18 protein-coding genes are annotated in these 21149 nt (G+C 31.0%); 13 read left to right on the forward strand and 5 right to left on the reverse strand.

The features are described 5' to 3' along the window. Positions 1 to 43: 43 nt before the first annotated feature. A complete protein-coding gene (locus ACWJKP_RS10795) occupies positions 44 to 994 on the reverse strand; it encodes an ABC transporter substrate-binding protein (RefSeq protein WP_165413550.1) in 951 nt (316 codons plus the stop codon). 420 nt (positions 995 to 1414) lie between these two features. Between ACWJKP_RS10795 and ACWJKP_RS10800 the strand changes: the two genes are divergently transcribed. The 4 genes from ACWJKP_RS10800 (at position 1415) to ACWJKP_RS10815 (ending at position 6731) form a co-directional block, all read left to right on the forward strand. Then, positions 1415 to 3271 (forward strand): FAD-dependent oxidoreductase, encoded by a 1857-nt coding sequence (locus ACWJKP_RS10800; protein WP_165413551.1) that lies wholly within the window; start codon positions 1415 to 1417, stop codon positions 3269 to 3271. A gap of 177 nt (positions 3272 to 3448) precedes the next feature. Beyond that, positions 3449 to 4420, forward strand: a complete 972-nt coding sequence (locus ACWJKP_RS10805) for a polyprenyl synthetase family protein (RefSeq protein ID WP_165413552.1) — start codon at positions 3449 to 3451, stop codon at positions 4418 to 4420. 24 nt (positions 4421 to 4444) lie between these two features. After that, positions 4445 to 5890, forward strand: coding sequence for a menaquinone biosynthesis decarboxylase (locus tag ACWJKP_RS10810; protein WP_165413553.1), 1446 nt, complete (start codon positions 4445 to 4447; stop codon positions 5888 to 5890). Continuing rightward, a complete protein-coding gene (locus ACWJKP_RS10815; RefSeq protein WP_165413554.1) occupies positions 5871 to 6731 on the forward strand; it encodes a UbiA-like polyprenyltransferase in 861 nt (286 codons plus the stop codon). Before ACWJKP_RS10810 ends, ACWJKP_RS10815 begins: the two co-directional genes overlap by 20 nt. Positions 6732 to 6896: 165 nt before the next feature. On the opposite strand, the gene ACWJKP_RS10820 is transcribed toward ACWJKP_RS10815, so the two are convergent. Then, positions 6897 to 8432 carry a transposase gene (locus tag ACWJKP_RS10820; RefSeq protein ID WP_224578784.1) on the reverse strand — a complete coding sequence of 512 codons (1536 nt, stop codon included), beginning with the start codon at positions 8430 to 8432 and terminating at the stop codon, positions 6897 to 6899. A 268-nt stretch (positions 8433 to 8700) separates the two neighbouring features. On the opposite strand from ACWJKP_RS10820, the gene ACWJKP_RS10825 reads away from it, so the two are divergent. The 6 genes from ACWJKP_RS10825 (at position 8701) to ACWJKP_RS10850 (ending at position 13560) form a co-directional block, all read left to right on the forward strand. Next, on the forward strand, positions 8701 to 9282 hold the full coding sequence (locus ACWJKP_RS10825) for a UbiX family flavin prenyltransferase (RefSeq protein WP_165412783.1): 582 nt from the start codon (positions 8701 to 8703) through the stop codon (positions 9280 to 9282). Next, a complete protein-coding gene (locus ACWJKP_RS10830) occupies positions 9279 to 10025 on the forward strand; it encodes an ATP-binding cassette domain-containing protein (protein ID WP_165412784.1) in 747 nt (248 codons plus the stop codon). Before ACWJKP_RS10825 ends, ACWJKP_RS10830 begins: the two co-directional genes overlap by 4 nt. A 2-nt stretch (positions 10026 to 10027) precedes the next feature. Then, positions 10028 to 10771 carry an ABC transporter permease gene (locus tag ACWJKP_RS10835; protein WP_165412785.1) on the forward strand — a complete coding sequence of 248 codons (744 nt, stop codon included), beginning with the start codon at positions 10028 to 10030 and terminating at the stop codon, positions 10769 to 10771. Between the two features lie 145 nt (positions 10772 to 10916). Next, positions 10917 to 11267 carry an FMN-binding protein gene (locus tag ACWJKP_RS10840; RefSeq protein ID WP_165412786.1) on the forward strand — a complete coding sequence of 117 codons (351 nt, stop codon included), beginning with the start codon at positions 10917 to 10919 and terminating at the stop codon, positions 11265 to 11267. A gap of 20 nt (positions 11268 to 11287) precedes the next feature. Beyond that, positions 11288 to 12859, forward strand: a complete 1572-nt coding sequence (locus ACWJKP_RS10845) for an ATP-binding protein (protein ID WP_462961174.1) — start codon at positions 11288 to 11290, stop codon at positions 12857 to 12859. 5 nt (positions 12860 to 12864) lie between these two features. After that, a complete protein-coding gene (locus ACWJKP_RS10850; RefSeq protein ID WP_165412788.1) occupies positions 12865 to 13560 on the forward strand; it encodes a response regulator in 696 nt (231 codons plus the stop codon). Between the two features lie 49 nt (positions 13561 to 13609). Here the strand turns inward: ACWJKP_RS10850 and ACWJKP_RS10855 are convergent, their stop codons facing one another. Further along, positions 13610 to 14785 (reverse strand): DUF4317 family protein, encoded by a 1176-nt coding sequence (locus ACWJKP_RS10855; protein ID WP_165412838.1) that lies wholly within the window; start codon positions 14783 to 14785, stop codon positions 13610 to 13612. A gap of 577 nt (positions 14786 to 15362) precedes the next feature. Beyond that, positions 15363 to 16190: an NAD(+) diphosphatase gene (gene nudC / locus ACWJKP_RS10860; protein ID WP_165412789.1), complete on the reverse strand. Its 828-nt coding sequence runs from the start codon at positions 16188 to 16190 to the stop codon at positions 15363 to 15365. 407 nt (positions 16191 to 16597) lie between these two features. On the opposite strand from nudC, the gene deoD reads away from it, so the two are divergent. Then, positions 16598 to 17311, forward strand: coding sequence for a purine-nucleoside phosphorylase (gene deoD / locus ACWJKP_RS10865; RefSeq protein WP_165412790.1), 714 nt, complete (start codon positions 16598 to 16600; stop codon positions 17309 to 17311). A 91-nt stretch (positions 17312 to 17402) separates the two neighbouring features. Here deoD and ACWJKP_RS10870 read toward each other — a convergent pair whose 3' ends face one another. Beyond that, on the reverse strand, positions 17403 to 17570 hold the full coding sequence (locus ACWJKP_RS10870) for a hypothetical protein (RefSeq protein ID WP_224578941.1): 168 nt from the start codon (positions 17568 to 17570) through the stop codon (positions 17403 to 17405). Between the two features lie 196 nt (positions 17571 to 17766). On the opposite strand from ACWJKP_RS10870, the gene ACWJKP_RS10875 reads away from it, so the two are divergent. Beyond that, a complete protein-coding gene (locus ACWJKP_RS10875; RefSeq protein ID WP_165412791.1) occupies positions 17767 to 18003 on the forward strand; it encodes a TIGR04540 family protein in 237 nt (78 codons plus the stop codon). A 339-nt stretch (positions 18004 to 18342) separates the two neighbouring features. After that, complete coding sequence (pulA, locus tag ACWJKP_RS10880) at positions 18343 to 21087, forward strand: type I pullulanase (protein ID WP_202881865.1); 2745 nt, start codon at positions 18343 to 18345, stop codon at positions 21085 to 21087. Positions 21088 to 21149 lie beyond the last annotated feature (62 nt).

Raw genomic sequence — 21149 nt, forward strand, 5'->3', positions numbered from 1 at the left:
TACACTAAGTGAAAAAGAGGTTATATATTATTACAGTGGTATATTATTTAATAAATGAACTATTTGATAAGTCTTGTAATTTGTAATTATTAGTAGTTAGTTTTTTTGCTTTAAGCCAAGTCATAACTTCCTGTAACTCTTTTTCTGGTGGCATAGAAGCCTTTGAATAATTCGGAATAGTTAGTGTGCTTTTTATTGTATCAGGGAAGCCAGCTTCTTTAATTACAAAATCAATATAGCTTTCAGGTTTTTCTTTTTTCAAATATTCAACAGCTTTATTATAAGCTCTATAAAATGATTTTATCTCTTCAGATTTTGAGGATACTGCATCTTTTGTGAATAACATTACACCAGGGTTTATACCTAGTTTATCAGAACTACTCAAAATCTTGCCACCTGCAGAAATCGCAGTACTTGCAAGAGGTTCTGGTAATGTAGCCATATCTAATTTACCATTAGTTAGCATCTCAAGGCGAGTAGGTATTTTTGGTATTGCAACTTTTTTTTGTGAGTTAACATCTATGTTTGAACTTTCTATAATTCTATCTGTTAAGTATTCAATAATAGTATTTTTAGAAATCCCTATGGATTTTCCATCAGCTTGTTCAATTTTAGAAATATTAGAATTCTTTCCAGAGATCAATTTAAAGCTACCTTCTGTTTTTGATGTGATTTTAACATCAAAGTTATTGTCGTTAAAAAATACTACCGAAAGCATATCAGATATTGCTCCATGAATTTTCCCGGTTTGAAGAGCTGTATCCCTATCCGATGCACTTTTAAAATGCTCTAGTTTTACCTGGAAACCTTCTTGCTTAAAATATCCATTGTGCTCTGCTATAATAAGTGGAAGGGAATCTAAATCAGGCATAACACCAATAGTTAGAGTCTTTAGGGATTGTGAACTTGTATCTTTTTTTTGATTGTTAGAACAACCAATGATGCTTATACTCATTATTAATACTAACATAAGTGTTAAAAAAAATTTTTTCATAAAGTGCCTCCAATAATATAATTTTAGAAAGTTTAAAAAAAGTGAAGTATGGATAAAATAATATAAAGCGCTGTAATGAAATGTAAATAACGCAGTTATCATAACACTTATTTAAACTAGTGTAAACAGCTATAGACCCAGCTCGTGGAACATATACATGAACTAAATTAACAAAATACATTATTAATGAACAAATCGCTTTCTTATTTGCTTAGCTAAAATTATTATGATAAAATTTTAACTAAGGAAGTTCAAAATAAATAAAGAATTGGTGATAGTGTTAATAACATATTTAATTTTTTATAAAGTAATATATTTTAATCTAATGTATTAATAATTCTATGGTTTGATATTTATAAACTATGATTTTTATAAAAACAGTCCTATAAAATAATAATTTTAAACAGAAGGGGATATAGTATGAGTGAAAAGAAAAGAATAGCTATACTTGGAGGCGGATATGGCGGAATATTAACCGCGAAGAAACTAGCTAAAAAGTTTAAAAAAGATGAGAATGTTGAAATTACTCTTATAGATCAAAATCCATACCATACATTACTTACTGAACTTCATGAAGTGGCAGCTGGAAGGGTAACGGAAGAATCAATCAGAATTGATCTGAAAAAAATATTTGCAAAAAGAAAAGTAGAGGTTGTACTTGACGAAATTACAGATTTAGATTTTAAAAATAATGTGTTAAAATCTAAAAATAATAACTATAATTACGATTATCTAGTTATTGGTGCTGGCTCCAAGCCAACTTACTTTGGCATAAACGGCGCGCAGGAATACTGCCACAAATTATGGTCATACGAAGATGCTGTAAATTTAAAAGAGCATATCCTTCAAATGTTCAGAAAAGCTGTGAAAGAACCAAACAAAGCAGAAAGACAAAAATTGCTAACGTTTATTGTTGTTGGCGGTGGGTTCACAGGTGTTGAAATGATGGGTGAATTAGGGGAGTGGAAAGAAAGATTATGTAAGGAATTTTACATAGGAGAAGAAGAGGTAACGTTATATTTAGTAGATGACTTGCCTAAAATATTACCTACTTTTCCGGATAAGTTAATTGCAAAAGCTAAGAAAAGGCTTAACAAATTAGGAGTTAAAGTACTAACTAATGCCGGTGTTACGGAAGTTACAAAAGATTGTGCTACAATAAGAAATAATGGTACCATTAATACCTACACGGTAATTTGGACAGCTGGTGTTGAAGGTTCAGATATTGTCAGTAAAATGGATATAGCGCAAAAGGGTAGAAAAAGAATAGTAACTGACGACAAGTTACAATCTTTAGATTATAAAAATGTTTATATTGTTGGTGATAATATCTTCTTTATTCCTGAAGGTGAGGAAAGACCTGTTCCTCAGATGGTTGAAAATGCAGAAGCATCTGCTGAATTAATTGCACATAATGTTTATAGTGATATATTAGACTTAGAAAAAAAATCTTATAAACCTACATTCCATGGTGCAATGGTATGCATAGGTGGTAAATATGGATTAGCAAGCATTGGATCCGGCAAAAAATTCTATAGTTTATCTGGGTTCTTCGCATTATTTGTTAAACACTTTATAAATATTGTGTACTTTATCCAGGTTGCTGGGTTTAACAAATGCTTTTCATATTTATTGCATGAATTTTTCCATGTTAAAGATAATAGAAGCCTTGTGGGTGGACATTTTTCAAAGTCATCTCCAAATTTTTGGCTAGTAGTACTAAGAATATTCGTTGGTTACAAGTGGTTATCAGAAGGGCTTGCAAAATTACCTAAAATAATAGCCGATCCTTCAAAAATATTCTTAATACCTGCTCCAGTAGTTGATGGAGCAACTGCAGCAACGGCTGCGGCAGAAGGAGCAAAGACTGCAGTAGAAGCGGCAACGACTGCAGTGGCATCCTTGCCAGTGCCAGGTTTTATAGGGAAAATGGTTAAATTGTCTATGGATACTTTCTTTTATACAGGGGACGGTGGATTTACGACTTTAGCTTCAGTTTTCCAAACAGGTATGGTAATTGCAGAAATATGCGTAGGATTATTATTGATAGTTGGATTATTTACAGCATTAGCTTCGCTTATGTCAATTGCTATGGGTATAATGATTTGGACTTCAGGAATGGCTCCTACTGAGATGTTATGGTACTTAAGTGCAGGAATCGCGCTTATAGGTGGATCTGGAAGTACTTTCGGGTTAGATTACTATGTATTACCAGTACTTAAAAAATATTGGAAGCGTATAGGATTTGTTAAAAAATCTTATTTATACGTTGATTAACAATTATACATTTAAACAACAGTTATATAATTAAAAATTGAATTTTATAAATCAAATGTCCTTTTAAAAATAATTAAAAGGACATTTGATTTTGTAGTGGAATAATTATAATAAGAAATTAATAGTTATAAAATGAAAAAAAAGATTTTAAAATAATAATTGGACATAGGTGATAAAATGAGTAAGTTTTGGGGTAATTACCCTGATATTGCAGAGGAATTGAAAAGCATTCAGAAAATAATTAAGAACAATGTAAAATCTAGTGAGAAAAAGTTTGATGAAGCTATTTCTCCATTAGTTGACGCAGGAGGCAAGATGTTAAGGCCTGCATTTCTGTTATTAGCAGCAAAATTCGGGGAGTATAACTGTGATAAAATGTATAATTTAGCGGCTGCCATTGAAATGATGCATATGGCAACATTAGTTCATGACGATATTGTAGATGAATCAAAACTGAGGCGCGGCACAGAAACCATACAACATAAATACAGTAAAGAATATGCAGTGTATATAGGTGATTTTTTATTTTGTCAATGTTTTATAATGCTATCTGGATTTGATTATTCTACGGAAAACTTAAGAGATATTTCAAAGGCTATATCTAAAATATGTATAGGGGAAATAAGACAATACAATATCAGATACGCAAGAAACACAAGCCTTAAAAAATATATAAAGATTATATCTGGAAAAACAGCAGCTTTATTTGCTATCAGCTTTTACACTGGTGCAAAGGAATCTAACTGTAGTGAGAAAACTTCAAAATTACTCGGAAGAGTTGGTTACTATATTGGAATGGCTTTCCAAATTATAGATGATTCGCTGGATTACAGTGGAGATGCTAATAAACTAGGGAAAAATCCTCAAAGTGATTTAATAAAAGGGTATTATACACTACCCCTAATATATGCTATGGTAGGGGACAAAGAAAATAGGATTGCTACTATTTTAGATAACTCTTCATTAAGTGATGAAGATGTACGCGAAATAACTATATTAGTTAATAAATACAAAGGAATAGATAAAGCTCAAAACTTAGCGAATAAATATACTAAAAAAGCTTTTGATTATATAGAAAAATTACCTGATTGTGAAAGTAAAGAAATAATTAAAGATATCACACAAAAATTATTAACTCGGAATTCTTAATGAATTCTAGAAAGGAGTCATTTTATGGCTTATAAAGATTTACAGGATTTTATAAATTATTTGAAAGAAAAAAAACTTTTAGATGAAATTGAAATAGAAGTAGATAGTGATCTTGAAATTACGGAGATAGCTGATAGGGTTTCAAAAAAAAATGGTAACGCATTGCTTTTTAAGAATGTGAAAAATTCTGACTACCCAGTATTAATTAATTCTTTAGGAAGCTACGAAAGAATTAACTATGGACTAGAAGTGGAAGATCTTGATGAAATTGCGGAGACTATAATGGATTTTATGGACGTTACTAATTACGTAACGTTAATGAATAAGGTAAAATCTATTCCAAAACTTGCTAGGCTTGCAAGGGTATTTCCTAAAAAAGTCAAAAATGCACCTTGTCAAGAGATAATAGAGGAAGCGGATTTAAGTACACTTCCAATATTAAAGTGCTGGCCAAAAGATGGAGGACGATACATAACACTGCCACTCGTAATAACAAAGGATCCAGAGACTAACCAGCAGAACGTTGGAATGTATAGGCTTCAAGTATATGATAAAAATACCACTGGTATGCATTGGCATCTACATAAAGACGGCAAAGAGATATATGAAAAATATAGGAAGCTTGGAATGAAAATGCCTGTATCTGTAGCCATAGGCTGTGACCCGGCAACTATATATGCAGCAACTGCACCACTTCCAAAAATGATAGATGAAATGATTTTTGCAGGATTTCTTAGAAAATCACCTTTAGAAATTGTTAAATGTATTACCAATGACATTTATGTACCTGCTAATGCTGAATTTGTACTAGAAGGATATGTAGACTTAGATGAAAAAAGACTAGAAGGCCCCTTCGGTGACCATACAGGATATTATTCTCTTGAAGATATGTATCCCGTGTTTCATATTGAAAAGATTACAAGAAAAAAGAATCCAGTATATGTTACAACCGTTGTAGGTAAGCCTCCTATGGAAGATTGTTACCTAGGAAAAGCTACAGAACGGATTTTTTTACCCCTAATAAAGGTTCAATGCCCAGAAATAATAGACATGAATTTCCCTTTAGAAGGAGTATTTCATAATTGTGTAATTGTTTCTATTAAAAAAGCTTATCCAAAGCATGCTCATAAAGTTATGAATGCGCTATGGGGTCTTGGACAAATGATGTATACAAAAATGATTATAGTTGTAGATGAAAATATAGATCCACATGATATTTCAACCGTTGCATGGAAAGTATTTAACAATATTGACCCTAAGAGGGATCTAGTAATTTCAGATGGACCTTTAGATGCACTAGACCATGCATCAAATACTCCTCATTATGGATCTAGAATAGGTATAGATGCTACAAAAAAATGGCCCACAGAAGGACATTTAAGACCTTGGCCAGATGATATAGAAATGTCGGATGAAATTAAGGAAATGGTAGATAAGAGGTGGAAGGAATATGGTATTAAAGAAACTTAAAAAATATGGAGAGTTAGTTATGTTTTCGCATACATTATTTTCACTTCCTTTCGCTTTAATAGCAATGATTTGGGCAGCAGATGGGTTACCTTCAGGTCCTACAATATTTTGGATATTAATTGCTTTGATTGGAGCTCGCAATGGAGCTAATGCTCTCAATAGAATTGTAGATAAAGATATTGATAAAAAGAATCCTAGAACGGCAAGTAGACATTTGCCAAAAGGAATAGTAAAGGATTATGAAGTCTGGGGAATCATAATACTGTGTTTTTCAATCTTTATTTTAGCAGCCTATGAATTAAATGATTTATGTTTTCTATTATCACCAGTGGCGCTTTTTCTTTTTATAATTTATTCCTATACTAAAAGATTTACATGGATATGCCATATTATTCTAGGTATTACTTGTGGAGGAGCTCCTGTGGGAGCATGGCTTGCAGTAACAGGAAAATTTGCGCTCACACCAATTATTTTAGGTGCTGTAGTTACTCTATGGGTAGCAGGGTTTGATATAATTTATGCAACTCAAGATATTGACTTTGATAGAAAGGCAGGTTTATTTTCTATACCTGCTAAATTTGGCCTAAAGGGGGCTTTATACATATCCACCTTGTTTCACTTTATTATGATTTTACTTTTATTTAGCTTATATTTTATAATGCATACAGGTCTTATATATTTATTTGGTATTTTTATAAGTGCTATTTTATTAGCATTAGAACATTATATTGTATCACCAACAAACGAAAAGAAGATGAAAATTGCTTCTTATCACATAAACCAAGTTGTAAGTGTTTTGATATTTGTTTTTACTGTATTAGATATGTTTATATATTATTAGTATAGTCGGAAAACAATAATTAACAATTTCCATATTTAAGTATTAAAAGTGCTTATTTGAATGAAAAGTTATATTTGAATTAATTACGGACATGACAAAAAGACTTTTTTATACACTATTTTAAAAAAGCCGTAGGCTGGTTATTGAATTGAAATTTATTTTAAATTACGCAGCTATATTTTTAAGAGTTGGGAAAATATCGGCAAGGGCTATTAATCTTTCTGATGCCCAAGCATCTATGAAACAGCAAAATGCACCAAGAAATACCCTTGTTATTCTACACCCAACAGAATAAATAATTGCATCTTCAGCATGAAAATTGTTATTTATTCTATCCCAACATCTTTCAGTAGTTGAACGTCTTTTATAAAGAGATTTCCATTGTTTTGAACCTCTTAATATTGGAGTGAAATACCTTGGGTTGTCTAATGTTTTAGTGTAATAAGATTTATTGCTTTTCATAGGACATTTTTCACAGTTTTCACATTGAACTGGGAATAACCATTTATGTCTATATTGTTTACTAATAATTCCCCAATTACGAAGCTGATGTCCACAAACAGTTCCGTGTGGAATAGCATTCTTATCAAGTTTAACAAATTCACTATTTGATGAAGGTTTTGAAGAACGTGAATTTAAATCAATAATAGGATTTATTCCATAATGCATGCATAAAAGATAAAAAGCATTAGCATCATAAGCAGAATCTAAGGCTACAGAATGAAATTTAATTTCAGGATATAAATCCACAAGTTCTTTAAGTGCATAAACGCCAGTAACAGCATCATGGCGTGCCGCGCTAACAAATTTAATATGGATAGGTAGGCTGTAAAAGCTATCACAGGCAGTAAATCCGTGATAGGTATGACCATAGTAATAATGTTCATTAAAGCTATCCCAACCCCAGCTAGCACTGGGGTCGGTAAACTTTCGATAACAGTCACAATGTTCTCCTGGTTTAAGTTTGCAATCACAAACTTTTTTACCGTAAGGCGAAGCCTGTGTTGGCATACAGGTTCCGTCGCCAGCAATATTTAGTTTAGAAGGATCGCCCAAAATACCCATTGATAAAGAAGGAATAACAAATAATTCTTTAAGTATGTTGTTCATTTTGGATTCGCTTCTGTCAAGGAGCTTTGAATTATCATATTTTAAGATTCTTTTAACTAAACGGTCAACTACACCAGACTTGGAGTTATTCATCTTTTGGTTTTTCTTTTGTTTTTTACGTGGTTTACGTTTAATTTTACGCAGTTTGGATTTATTAAGGATCTTATCCTTATGAATCAGCCTATCCATAAAATCATAAAAAGTACCTACACCAGGAATTCGGTCAACATGTATGCCTTCGGCTTTAGAGTCTGAATAGCAAGCGGGTATAAAGCCAGATAAAATTGAATAGAAAGGGTCTGAACGTAATGTTTTTACCCAAGATGATATACTAGTTTCTTTACAATAAGCCATGATAATAAGTGACCTGAGTAATGCTACCGCATCTTTGGGCGGAGCCCCTTGATTAGATTTAGAGTAAGTACTTTCTATTAGAGGGACAATTCCGGTTAGGTCGGTAGACCAGATTTTAGTTATTTGTGAACTACGCTCAAACAAAGTGATTTGTTGATTGGTTTGAATATAGAATTTTTCTAAAAATGTTTCAAGAAAATATTGATATTGAGAATGAGAAACCTTAACAGTTAACATAAAAACACTCCTCGCAAATGAAATAATGTAAAAAAATATACATATTTAATTTTGCGAATTTTTACTAGCTGTCAAGTCTTATTTCACAATGTTTAAGTAAAAAAGATTAAAAGTAATACGAATAGCTTAAATTTTCTAGGTTATTCGTACAATATGAGGCACCACGAATTTTTGAGGTGAAGTTGATTTTTGAGCAAAATGAATCAAGAGTTAGCAGTACCTTAAGAGTTTCCGAGAGTGCACATATTATAATTAAGAGGTGATTTATTTGGGAAGATATATAGTAGGGATTACTGGAGCTAGTGGTAGCATTTACGGTGTACGACTTATAGAAGAACTAATAGAAAAAGATAATGAAGTTTATTTGGTTATTACAGATAATGGTAGAAAGGTTTTAGAATATGAGGTTGAAATTAATTTTGAGGAATGGCTCCAAAATATGAATAAAACCAAAGGAACGCTTAAACTATGTGAAATAGACGATATGTTTTCCTCTATAGCAAGCGGTTCCTTTAAGACTGATGGAATGGTAATTGTGCCATGCTCAATGGGAACCCTTTCAAAAATACGAAGTGGTACTTCCGATAATTTACTAATAAGAGCTGCGGATGTAATTATTAAAGAAAAAAGAAAGTTGATTTTGATTCCAAGAGAAACTCCTCTAAGTTCTATTCACCTTCAGAACATGCTTTTTTTAAGTGATTTAAATGTTAGAATAATACCGCCTATGCCAGCTTTTTATCAAAAGCCTAAAACCATTGACGATATTATAAATATCACTGTGGGGAGGATTCTTGAAAACTTAGATATAGATAGTGATTTATGTCATGAGTGGAGTGGAAATAAATGATAAAAATAAATAATTTAAATGTTTGTTATAAAAATGTAGACAAAAATGTAAAGGCGATAGAAAATGCAAATTTAACAGTGAAAAAGGGGGAAATATGTGCTGTAATTGGCCCCTCAGGGGGAGGCAAATCAACCTTATTAAAAGTTTTAGCAGGAATTATTGTAGACTATGAAGGTGAAGTTTTAATAGATGGAAAAACAGTAGATCCTAAAAATCATAGAATTGGGTTAATACCTCAGAATTACGGACTAGTTAAATGGAAAAACGTAGAAGAAAACATATTTCTTTCAACTAAAATTAAAGATGGCAAGGTGAATATAGATATAGAATTTTATAAAAAAATTCTAAAAGAGTTAAAGCTTGAGGACTTTGTTAAAAGGTACCCCAGTCAGCTAAGTGGGGGACAAATGCAGAGAGTTTCCCTGGCTAGAGCTCTATTATTAAAACCAGATTTACTTTTAATGGATGAATCTTTTTCTGCATTAGATGCTATGACTAGGGAGGATGTTCAAAAATTGTTTTTAGAAGTATGGGAAGAACATAAGGTTACCACCATCCTTGTAACCCATGATATTAAGGAAGCAATATATTTAGCGAAGGACATAGCTGTAATCTCATCGTCTCCAGGAAAAATAGTTGAAGTTATAAGCAATCCATTGTTTGGACGTGTAACTACGGAGGTAGATTTAGAATATATCCATGTAAATAGTCAACTTAGAAAAATTCTTAAAGGGGACGCATAGTAATGAGACTTAAAGAATATAAAATAATTAATTTTGTTATTGCTTTTATCATTATTTTTAGTTTATGGCAAATAATAGCAATGATTATTAGTAAGCCTTTATTTCCACCACCATATGCAATAGTTATAAATATATTTAGAACTTTTCATAAGGATATTTCAATCCATGTTATTTACAGTTTTAATAGAATTATGGTAGGTATATTATTTACATTGGCAATAGGTGTGCCAGTGGGTATTTTAATGGGATACTTTAAAAAAATTGATTTAATATTTTCACCAATTATATATTTTAATTATCCAATACCCAAGATTGCATTACTTCCTATAGTAATGCTTATTTTTGGGTTAGGAGATTTGACAAAAATAGTTATGATATTTTTAATTACCTTTTTTCCCGTAGTAGTTAATATACGAGATGAAGTGAAAAATATTCCTGAAGATGTTTTTTATCCTATGTATTCATTGGGAGCAACAAATTTTCAAATAATAAAAGAAATTGTTTTTCCAGGGATTCTTAAAGCTATATTAACATCTCTTAGGATAGGCATAGGCACAGCAATATCGGTTTTATTTTTTACTGAAAATTTCGGAACTGAATACGGCATGGGATATTTTATTATGGATTCTTGGATGAGAATTAACTATATACAAATGTACTCAGGAATTTTAATTCTAAGTATAATTGGCTTATTTTTCTTTATTATAATCGACATTTTAGAGGGGATATTTTGTCCTTGGATATAAAAATATTAAAATAATTCTCAAGAGTTTTATAATGGACTAGTAAATGGTATACTTGAAATGAGAAGAAGCTCAAAATCGATTTTATTATAATAACCGATATTTACTCCAGAGAAGGTCAAGGGTAATAACAAGAGGGGAGACTTATTTGAAAAAATTATTAGGACTAACTTTAATAATAGTTTTAGCAACTAGCCTAGTGTCTTGTGGTTCTAAAAATATAATTTATAAAGAAGGAATCTATGAGGGAAATGCAGAAGGACATATTGGGCCTATAAAAGTACAAATAGCAACTGACAAATATGAAATAAAAGAAATTAAGATATTGGAGCAACAAGAAATACCAATAATAGCTAATATAGTTTATGAAAAGATCCCAGTGAGAGTCATTAAAGCCAATAGTTCAGAGGTTGAGGTTGTGGCAGGAGCTACATATACGAGTGATGGGCTCATAAAAGCAATTAAGGATGGGTTAAATAAAGCAAAAGTTAAAAAATGACAATATGAGGTGGAGTGTTATTGAAATTACAGTATAGATTAACAATATTTATGAGCATTATAATATTTATCGTGATCGGTAGTATAGGAGTTGTTACTTATTACCAAGCACGAAATTCTGTGGAAACTCAAATGGGAAATAATGCTATGGATTTAGCTGTAACTATTGCTTCTATTGATATAATTGAAGAAACTTTAGCAACCTCAAATGATTATGGAACTGTTCAAAAGACTATAGAAAGTTTCAGAGATAAAACTAGATTTAAATATATTATTGTTATGGATATGAAGGGAATAAAATATTCTTATCCCTTTGGAAATTCGCTAGGCAAAAAATATGCTGATGGTGGAGAAGAACGGGTAATTGCAAAGGGTGAGTCTTATGTATCTAAGGACAGGAATGTGCTGATTTCTGCAATAAGAGCCTTCGTACCCATATATTATAAAGGAGAACAAGTAGGAGCAGTTTTAGTGGGTCTATTAACCGATACCGTGTATGCTGAACTTAGCTTTCATTTATTTTGTTTAAAGATAGCTTTAGTAGGTGGACTTTTAATGGGTATAATTGCCGCAGCCATTTTATCAAATAGAATAAAAAAGAGCATATTTGGTCTAGAGCCAAAGGAAATTGCACTTCTATTAGGTCAGAGAGACTTAATTTTGCAGAATCTTAAAAATGGAATTCTAGCTATTGATAAAGATGGTAAAGTAATACTCTTTAATAAAATAGCTAAGGAAATATTACAACTAGAAGATGAGGATATAGGTAAAAAGATTGTTAATTTTAACTTTAATTATACAGATGAAATGATGGAAGTATTGAGGACTCATGAAGGGGTATATAATCAAGAAATTAAAATACGCCAGAATAGAACCCTTATGTGCAGTCATACTTTATTAAAAAATCATAGAGAAGAGATTATAGGTGTTGTATCCAGTTTTCAGGACTTAACAGAAGTTAAGAATATGGCAGAAGAATTAACGGGAATTAAAAAAATGACCTGTGCCTTAAGAGCACAAAATCACGAGTTTATGAACAAACTTCACACTATTTCAGGACTTATACAATTAGAAGAATATGATGAGGTAATTGAATATATTTGTCATATATCGAAGCTACGAGGCGAAGTTTCTGATATTCTCAATAAAAAAATTAAGAATGCACACATAGCAGGGATCTTACTTGCTAAATATAGCAAGGCAACAGAAGCAAAGATTTCTTTAGAAATTGATTCAAATTCTTATATAGATAAAATTCCTGAAAACATAACAGTAGATGAAATTTGCTCTGTTATTGGAAACTTAATAGAAAATTCTATTGAAGAATTAGTGAAATTTGAAAATGGTAGGATATTTATAAGATTAAATTCTACTAATGAAGCACTTAGAATAAGGATTCAGGATAATGGGCCTGGAATTAGTGAAAATATAATAGATAGTGTTTTTGTTCGCGGATTTACAACTAAAGTTGGAAATAGAGGATTTGGGCTTAGTATTGTAAAGCAAATAATAGATTATGCTGGTGGAGATATAAATATTCTGCAAGAAAATGGAACTATATGGGATATTTTTATACCGATGAAAAGGGGGTAGATGATATGATTAAGGTTCTTATTGTTGAAGATGACCCAATGGTGGCAAAAATCAACGAAAAATTTTTAAAAAAGATAGAGGGATTTACACTATATGATAGCGTTAACTCGATTGAAAAAGCAAAAGAAGTTGTATTAAGAGGGAAACCTGAATTAATATTATTAGATGTTTTTTTTCCTCAAGGGAAGGGTATAGATTTATTAAAGTGGATACGACTCCAAAATTTTAAATGTGATGTTATATTAATCACAGCAGATAGGAACACAGAAACGGTTGAAGAAGCCTTTCGATATGGTGCAGTAGATTATTTAGTTAAACCCTTTATATTCAATAGATTTAAAGAAGCACTTCTTCAATTTAAAAGTAGAAAGAATAGTTTTAAAAACTTTGATAGTATGGAGCAAGGAGCTATTGATAAATATACCATAAAAGAGAATAGACATGTGATAGAATATGATGGGAATATTGGTGACATTAAGGGATTTAATCAATACACCTACGAAAAAGTTTTAGTGGGTATATCTAACATGAAAGATAATTCTTTTACATCAGAACAGATGGCAAAAAATATCGGAGTTTCTAGAATAACTGCTAGAAGATACTTAGATTATTTAGAGAAAGAACAAAAACTTGTAGTTGAAATGGAATACGGTAAAGTTGGTAGGCCTAAGAACAAATATAGAATAAAAGGAGAATATTAGTGTCATCTAAGATGCACTAATATTCTCCTTTTATTATGAGGGTTAGAATTTAAAACCCTTCAGTTTCTAATTTAAAGCCTTCTATAACAATATCCTCATCAATTTCAATAAGTAGACATCTTCTACCGTCCTTATTTTTTACTTGTTTAATTGAATTTAGTTCCTTAGGTGTTAAAGTAATATTTGCAATTTCACTAGTAATTTTAATGGATTTTGCATTAAATTCAGGTACAATATTGTTTATCTTAAAATCATATTCGCTACCACAAGTTTCCTCAAAAGCAGTTTCTATATCGCATATAATCTCTGCACCAGAATTATTAAGGATATTTTTAATATCTTTAGCGCAAAGAGTAGGAGTTTCACCTTCGTCAGCTTGCTCCGCAAATTCGTGGATGTTCGCATAAATATCTTGCATAAGTTCAGGTTTTATTTTATCTCCAATTATAGATTTTAATATATCACTAAAGCAATTTTTTTCATCTTCAGCAGTAAATTTAAAAGCACAGTTAAGAACATTTTCAATAAAGTCTGTGTTTAATTCCTTAGGTTTTGAGGCGTAATATAAAATTTTATTAATATCTGAATACCCATTAGTTAGGCTAGGAAACATAAAGCCTTCCAAGGGGGCATTAAGATTAATAACCGAATCTAGGGCTGAATTTGCTTTAAATTCCTTATCAGTGTAGTCGAATTTTAGGGTTCTCTTTGGAATATCTATTTTGTTTACACTTGCTAGGATAAAGTTAAAGGCTTGGACAGCATCATCGATACTTTCATTTGCATCCATATTTTTGTGGCTAGAGCCTAGCCAGTATTCAGCTTTAATGAAAGTAACCACCACATCAGTTTCATATTTATAGTTAGCCGCAATCTTTTCAATAAGCTTATTAATGTAGCTTTGAATTTCATTTTTATCACTTGATTTTAAAGCACCACCTAAAATTTCTTGAGTATTATTTTCTTCTTCTATATTTTGAACATTCAACTCGAAAATTTTAGTATCAATAGCACCGGTAAGAACTTTCTTAAAATTACCTAAGAACAACTCTTTTTTATCCATATCCATTCTATCAAAGTAATCAAATTCTGAATGAATAACTGGCTCATAATCAATTCGTACATTATCTTTTTTTAGATAAACACTATAAATCTCCTGGATTTTCATCATGCCACTATCTAATTTAAACCCTTTTCTTATGTTTGCCAACTCTTTTTTATTCATCATTAAACCTCTTTTCATTGTTATTTTATAAGCAATTCAAGAAAATATTCTCGAAATCAGTGACTTGTTATTTTCTTTCATATACATAAAATTATACCACAAAATTATGGATTGGAATTATAAAATTTCCTTTGTTGATTAATAATAAATATTGACAAATTATAATTATCATGTTATATTATAAATATAAGAAGCGCAACTTATCATATATTTAGTAAAATCTTTAAACAAACTTGATACCCCCAATAAAATATAATAGAGTGGGGAGAGGTCATAAAAAATATATAGAAACTATACGTAAACTAAGAATTCAAAGATGATTGCCATTGCAATCGGCTAGGAAGCCATTTTATAAATTACTTAGGAATACAAAAGTTAAGTTTAACCGTAATAAAGTAAGTATTAAGATTGTAACACTATACTGATTTATTGATTAAAATTTAAAAAGAAAATATAGTTTAAGGAGAAAAAATATTGTTAAATATATTAAGAACAAATAGAAGTTAGAATCTAATTCGTTGTGAATTAAGGATTCTAACTTCTATTTGTTTGTGTATTAGTATATATATTCTCTGATTTAATTGTTTTCAGTAAACCAGTCAATCAATTTTTTAGCTATGCTTATACTATCAGGTGTTAAAGGTAGTTCAGTAGAACTATACCATTTAGCATGCCCAATTTCTTTTCCGTCTACTTGTATTTCTCCGCTTTCGTATTCGCAAGTAAATCCTATCATTAGAGAATTAGGAAAAGGCCAAGGTTGATTTCCAAAATATTTTATATTTTTTACAGTAATGCCTGTTTCTTCACAAACTTCGCGAACAACACACTCCTCAAAAGTCTCTCCAACCTCTACAAAACCAGAAACTACACTATATAAATCTTTAGGAAATTGATTATTATGAGCAAGAAGTAATTTCCCATCCTTTACAACAGCTACAATTATAGCTGGACAAATCCTAGGGTAATTTACAAGTCCACACTTGGAACATTTTTTAGATCTTTCTCCACCAACGCTCTGAGTTAATGTGCCACATCTGCCACAATATTTATGATCATTATTAAAGCTTACTATTTGTTTAGCTCTCCCAGCTATCCAAAACATTTCGTTAGGTAACTGGTGAGTTAAAGATTTAAGGTCGAGCAAACACATACTGTTTGGGATAATAGCATCTTTATTCATTTCTCCACAAAAGCAATTTTCACCATTTATGGAGCCAAGATATTGAATATTATTTAATTTTAAATCTACTAGATCTCTAATTGTAGGTATTGTTGTTTTATTAGCGTCAGATTTAACTAATAACTCATCCTTGTAAAATAAAAAATAAATATCATTATTTGTTTCAGGTAAAATTGAAGCTACTGAGGGTATAAAAGTTGATATAATTTTATCGTTATGCATTAGTATCATATCTCCAATCTATAATTTTAAATTGTCTAAACAATTAGAATTCATTTTAATTATCATACAATTATATCATACACGAATAATTATTAATATTATAAAAATTAATAAATAAAAAGAATTTGAGATATAACGAAAATAGGTTTACATAATTGTAATTATGTAAACCTACAAAAATGTAAACCTACATTAATAATTAATATTGTAAAAAAGCCGAAATAACAATCTATATATTAGATATGCTTGAGTTTGTAAATTAAATCAAAAATATTGTCAAATAAATAGCATATAGCATTTTTTTATACTTTTAATTTGGTATAATATGAATGTACCTTAATTGTTATTAGTAGGAATACAATTCACTATATTTCAAAAAATAAATATAAGTATAAGGAGGTTTCAATATGATACCAACAGCGCATATTGAAGTAAAAGAAGAAGGAATTATTGCAAAAACAGTCTTAATGCCGGGGGATCCATTACGGGCACAATTTATTGCAGAAACATTTTTACAAAATGTATCCAAATTTAATAACGTACGAAATATATTTGGATACACGGGTACATATAAAGGACGTAAAATTTCTGTAATGGCTAGTGGCATGGGTATGCCTAGTATTGGTATCTACTCATATGAATTATTTAATTTTTATGGTGTAGAAAATATTATACGAATTGGTTCATGTGGTGCTTACACTGCTGATTTAAACTTATATGATGTAGTACTTTGCACTGAGGCTTGGAGTGAATCCACTTATGCAAAAACTCAAAGTGGATATGAATCCGATACAATTGCTGCATCATCTGTTTTAAATAGTAAGTTAGAGAAAACGGCAGAGGATTTAGGCATAAAAATTCATAAAAATAGAGTTCACTCATCGGATGTATTTTATCGTGAAAATTTTGATGAGTATAAGGATATTTATGAAAAGTACGGTTGTACTTGCGTAGAAATGGAATCATTTGCTCTATTCCATAATGCAAATATATTGGGGAAGAAAGCATCTTGTTTATTAACAGTCTCTGATAATTTAGTAACTCATGAGGTGACTACGTCTCAAGAAAGACAAGAAGCCTTTACTAATATGATGAAAATAGCTTTAGAGATGGCTGAATAATAGTCAAGTAGTAAATCTAGTTCCATTCATGCTTAACTCTAAAAAAACCTCAATATAAAATTATTGAGGGTTTTTTAGAGTTAATTTATTATCATATCATTAACTCTAATTTTAGGATGCTATCTTTTAATGTGTATTCATAGGATTCGTTATCTTTCTTCATAGTAGCTGCTATGGAAATTAGATTTTCGTTATTTTGCATTGCTATGCTTTTAGCAATATAAAGTGAATTACCAGTTCCTGAAAAATAAAATATCATAAAATACCTCCAATTAGCAATTACATCATACTTGCCTAATATTAGTAAAATTTCTTTGGTTAAAATTGTAAACAATACATTTCCCAAGGTAATTATATAGAAAGTAGCTACAATTCCTTCAACATATCTTTAAATTTTAAAGATATTAGGCTATAATAAGAAGATACACATTAAAATGAATAATAAGGAGTACAGTATGAGAAAAGTTTATAAGGACCCAAAAGCATTAGCATCATGTTTGAAGGATTTAGTGGATTTTTATTTGGATGATGTTATATCATATGAAAAGTTAAAAGAAAAAATAATGGTATTAGTTAATGCAAATGAGGATAGAATTTATAAGGATGGTAATATATCTTTAAAAATATCTAATATAATAGGTAGTTCCAGAGTAGACATTATTAACAAGGTATTCTCAGAAAGCCAAGATTAATTATGCAGCTATAAGAAATGAAAATAGGTAGCTCCGCAGGAGATGATTTAAGTAAACGTCTTTTTATTTAGATGATGTTACAAATAAAACTAATGATAACCGTACACTGGAGATAAAGTGTACGGTTTTTCACTTGTGGAGTAGGTTACATCCCATTCCGAGGTCGTTAAGCCATCTCATGCGGAGCTATTGTAGCTTCGCAGAAGATGATTTAAGAGAGTAATAAATTACTTGTATATATCTCTCTAAAATTATATAATGGATTAAGATTAAAAATGTTTATATAGTAAGTGGTAGTACATAGATTAGATGACCATAATTTTTTTAGAGGAGAAATTTATGAACTTTGATATACAGAGTAACAAAAGTAAGGCATTTAGCATTTTTCTTGCAGCTATTATAGTTATAACAGAGTTGTTTTTTCAGTTCCCAAGCATGCATACCTTTGCTAAAAGCGGTAAGATGAAGATAATTGTTCATTATGCTAAAAATCCAACCAGTGATTTAAAATGGAACATGTGGTTGTTGACTGATGACGAAGAGGGAAGTAAGTTCGCTTACACTGGCAAGGATGCATTTGGTCAGATATGTGAAGTTAAATTCGATGGTAAATTTAATAAAGTAGGGTTTATAGTACGTACAGACAAAGGGGAAAAGGACGCTGAGGAGAATAGATTTATTGAGAAATTCAATGATGGTGCTATAGAAGTTTGGATTAATGGAGGTGACCCTAAAGTATACTATTCAGTAGCTGAAGCTAAAGCAGGTGCTCCAAAGGTGGTCGTACCTGCTGGAAATGATTTGGATAATTCAGGTGAATTTGTAGTTGCAAAATTAGACGACTTGAATAGCATAAGCATAGAAACAAACTTAGCATTTCAATTTATCGCGCAAAGTACTGAAGGCATTATAGTTAAGGCTGATGGTAAGTCTGTAAAAATAAAAGAAGTAACAAGTAATGAAGTAAAAGATGGTATTACAACAGTTGCAAAACTAGAGCTTAGTGAAAATGTTAAACTAGGTCAAAAACTTACGGTTTCTAAGGATGGTTTTCCGGAAAAGGACGTAGTGCTTGGGGATGTAATGGGAAGTGCTGGTTTTGAAAAAATGTATTATTATGAAGGAAATGATTTAGGTAATACTTATTCTACTAATAAAACAAGCTTTAGGGTATGGGCACCAACTGCAACCGAGGTAAAGCTTGTAACATATAAAAAATGGGATGATAAAATTGGTAATGAATCTAGCATGAAAAAAAGTGTCAAAGGTACCTGGACCTTTGACTTAAATGGAGATCAAAAGGACATATTTTATACTTATAAGGTTAATATTTCAGGAGTTTGGAACGAGGCTGTAGATCCTTATGCTCGTTCTGTGTCAGTAAATGGAGATAAGGGCGCTGTAATTGACTTAAAGGAAACAAACCCTAAAAAATGGAGGCCAAGTGAAAAACCTAATTTTACAAATTTAAATGATGCAATTATATACGAACTACATGTTGGAGATTTTTCTATAGACCCAAATAGTGGCATAGAAAACAAAGGTAAATATTTAGCGTTTACTGAAGCTGGGACAAAGGGAACTGATGGTACCAAGACGGGTGTTGATTATATAAAAGACCTAGGGGTAACTCATGTGGAGCTTATGCCAATATTTGATTATGCTAGTGTGGATGAGACTTCAAAAAAGCCACAATTTAACTGGGGTTACAATCCTAAAAATTATAATGCACCTGAAGGAAGTTATTCAACAGATCCATACAATCCTATCACTAGAGTTAAAGAATTGAAACAAGCAGTACAATCTCTTCACGATAACGGATTAAGGGTAACCATGGATGTAGTTTATAATCACATGTACAATAGCTATGATTCTAATTTCAATAAATTAGTACCTGGATATTATTATAGATACGATAAAGATGGTAGCAACACAGATGAAAGTGGGTATGGAAATACCCTTGCTTCAGAAAATGCAATGACAAGAAAGTTTATTGTAGATTCCGTAATGTATTGGGCAAAAGAATATAATATAGATGGATTTAAATTCGATAATATGGGGCTCATTGATATAAATACAATGAATGAAGTTAGAAAAAAATTAAATAATATAGATCCTTCCATTATCATTACAGGAGAGAGCTCTAATATTGGGACTACTCTTCCAGAAGATAAAGCGGCAATACAGAAAAATACCAGTAAAATGCCTGGAATATCACATTTCAATGATAAAATGAAAGATGGAATAAAAGGTAGCGTATTCGAAGTAAAATCTAAGGGATTTGTTAATGGGAAAACTAATGCGGAGACAGACATTAAAAAGGGAATAGTCGGAGGTATAGATTACTCAAGTGGTATAAAAACTTGGGAAAAAGTTGACCCTGTACAATCTATTACTTATGCTGAGTCTCACGATAATAATACATTATGGGATAAACTTATTTTAACAAACCCAAAAGATAATGATGAAGCAAGATTAAAAATGCACAGAATGGCAGATGCTATAATTCTTACTTCCCAAGGTATTCCATTCTTTCAATCAGGACAGGAATTTTTGAGGACTAAAGGTGGCGATAACAACTCCTATAAGTCTCCTGATAGTGTAAATAAACTTGATTGGACTCGAAAATCAGAAAACATCAACACTGTTAATTATTTCAAAGGTTTAATAGAGTTAAGAAAAGCACATCCGGCCTTCAGAATGTCTTCAGCGGATATGATTAAGAAAAACTTGAATTTTTTAACAGTCCCTGAAAATGTGGTAGCATACGAAATGAACTACAGTGCAAATATGGATACTTGGGCGAATATTGTAGTAGCTTTTAATGCAAATAGAGAAGACACAACCATTAAATTATCTAAGAAAGGCACGTGGAATATTGTTGTAGATGGAGAACAAGCAGGTGTTAAAACTATAAAACAATTTAAAGGTGATTCATTAGTAGTCCCTGCTCTAAGCTCTACTGTAATTTATTTCGAATCAGAATATATTTTTATGACATTAACCTTTTGGATTTATGCTGTATTAATCTTAGCTGGGATTGCTTGCATGATATATGTTTTGAAGGGTAGAAAGAAATCTTAGTATTACAACTTATTGTGTATTTTGAATGGCCCTTATGATAAAATACAAGGGCTCTTTTTTTT

This window comes from Clostridium sp. CM037 (genome assembly GCF_055081095.1).

Bases quoted from the DNA above. Each gene is read 5' to 3' on its own strand.
- ACWJKP_RS10850 (WP_165412788.1), top strand. From the start codon at position 12,865: ATGATTAAGGTTCTTATTGTTGAAGATGACCCAATGGTGGCAAAAATC.
- ACWJKP_RS10835 (WP_165412785.1), top strand. From the start codon at position 10,028: ATGAGACTTAAAGAATATAAAATAATTAATTTTGTTATTGCTTTTATC.
- ACWJKP_RS10855 (WP_165412838.1), bottom strand. From the start codon at position 14,785: ATGAATAAAAAAGAGTTGGCAAACATAAGAAAAGGGTTTAAATTAGAT.
- ACWJKP_RS10870 (WP_224578941.1), bottom strand. From the start codon at position 17,570: ATGATATTTTATTTTTCAGGAACTGGTAATTCACTTTATATTGCTAAA.
- ACWJKP_RS10795 (WP_165413550.1), bottom strand. From the start codon at position 994: ATGAAAAAATTTTTTTTAACACTTATGTTAGTATTAATAATGAGTATA.
- ACWJKP_RS10815 (WP_165413554.1), top strand. From the start codon at position 5,871: ATGGTATTAAAGAAACTTAAAAAATATGGAGAGTTAGTTATGTTTTCG.
- pulA (WP_202881865.1), top strand. From the start codon at position 18,343: ATGAACTTTGATATACAGAGTAACAAAAGTAAGGCATTTAGCATTTTT.
- ACWJKP_RS10800 (WP_165413551.1), top strand. From the start codon at position 1,415: ATGAGTGAAAAGAAAAGAATAGCTATACTTGGAGGCGGATATGGCGGA.
- nudC (WP_165412789.1), bottom strand. From the start codon at position 16,190: ATGCATAACGATAAAATTATATCAACTTTTATACCCTCAGTAGCTTCA.
- ACWJKP_RS10875 (WP_165412791.1), top strand. From the start codon at position 17,767: ATGAGAAAAGTTTATAAGGACCCAAAAGCATTAGCATCATGTTTGAAG.
- ACWJKP_RS10830 (WP_165412784.1), top strand. From the start codon at position 9,279: ATGATAAAAATAAATAATTTAAATGTTTGTTATAAAAATGTAGACAAA.
- ACWJKP_RS10810 (WP_165413553.1), top strand. From the start codon at position 4,445: ATGGCTTATAAAGATTTACAGGATTTTATAAATTATTTGAAAGAAAAA.
- deoD (WP_165412790.1), top strand. From the start codon at position 16,598: ATGATACCAACAGCGCATATTGAAGTAAAAGAAGAAGGAATTATTGCA.
- ACWJKP_RS10805 (WP_165413552.1), top strand. From the start codon at position 3,449: ATGAGTAAGTTTTGGGGTAATTACCCTGATATTGCAGAGGAATTGAAA.
- ACWJKP_RS10820 (WP_224578784.1), bottom strand. From the start codon at position 8,432: ATGTTAACTGTTAAGGTTTCTCATTCTCAATATCAATATTTTCTTGAA.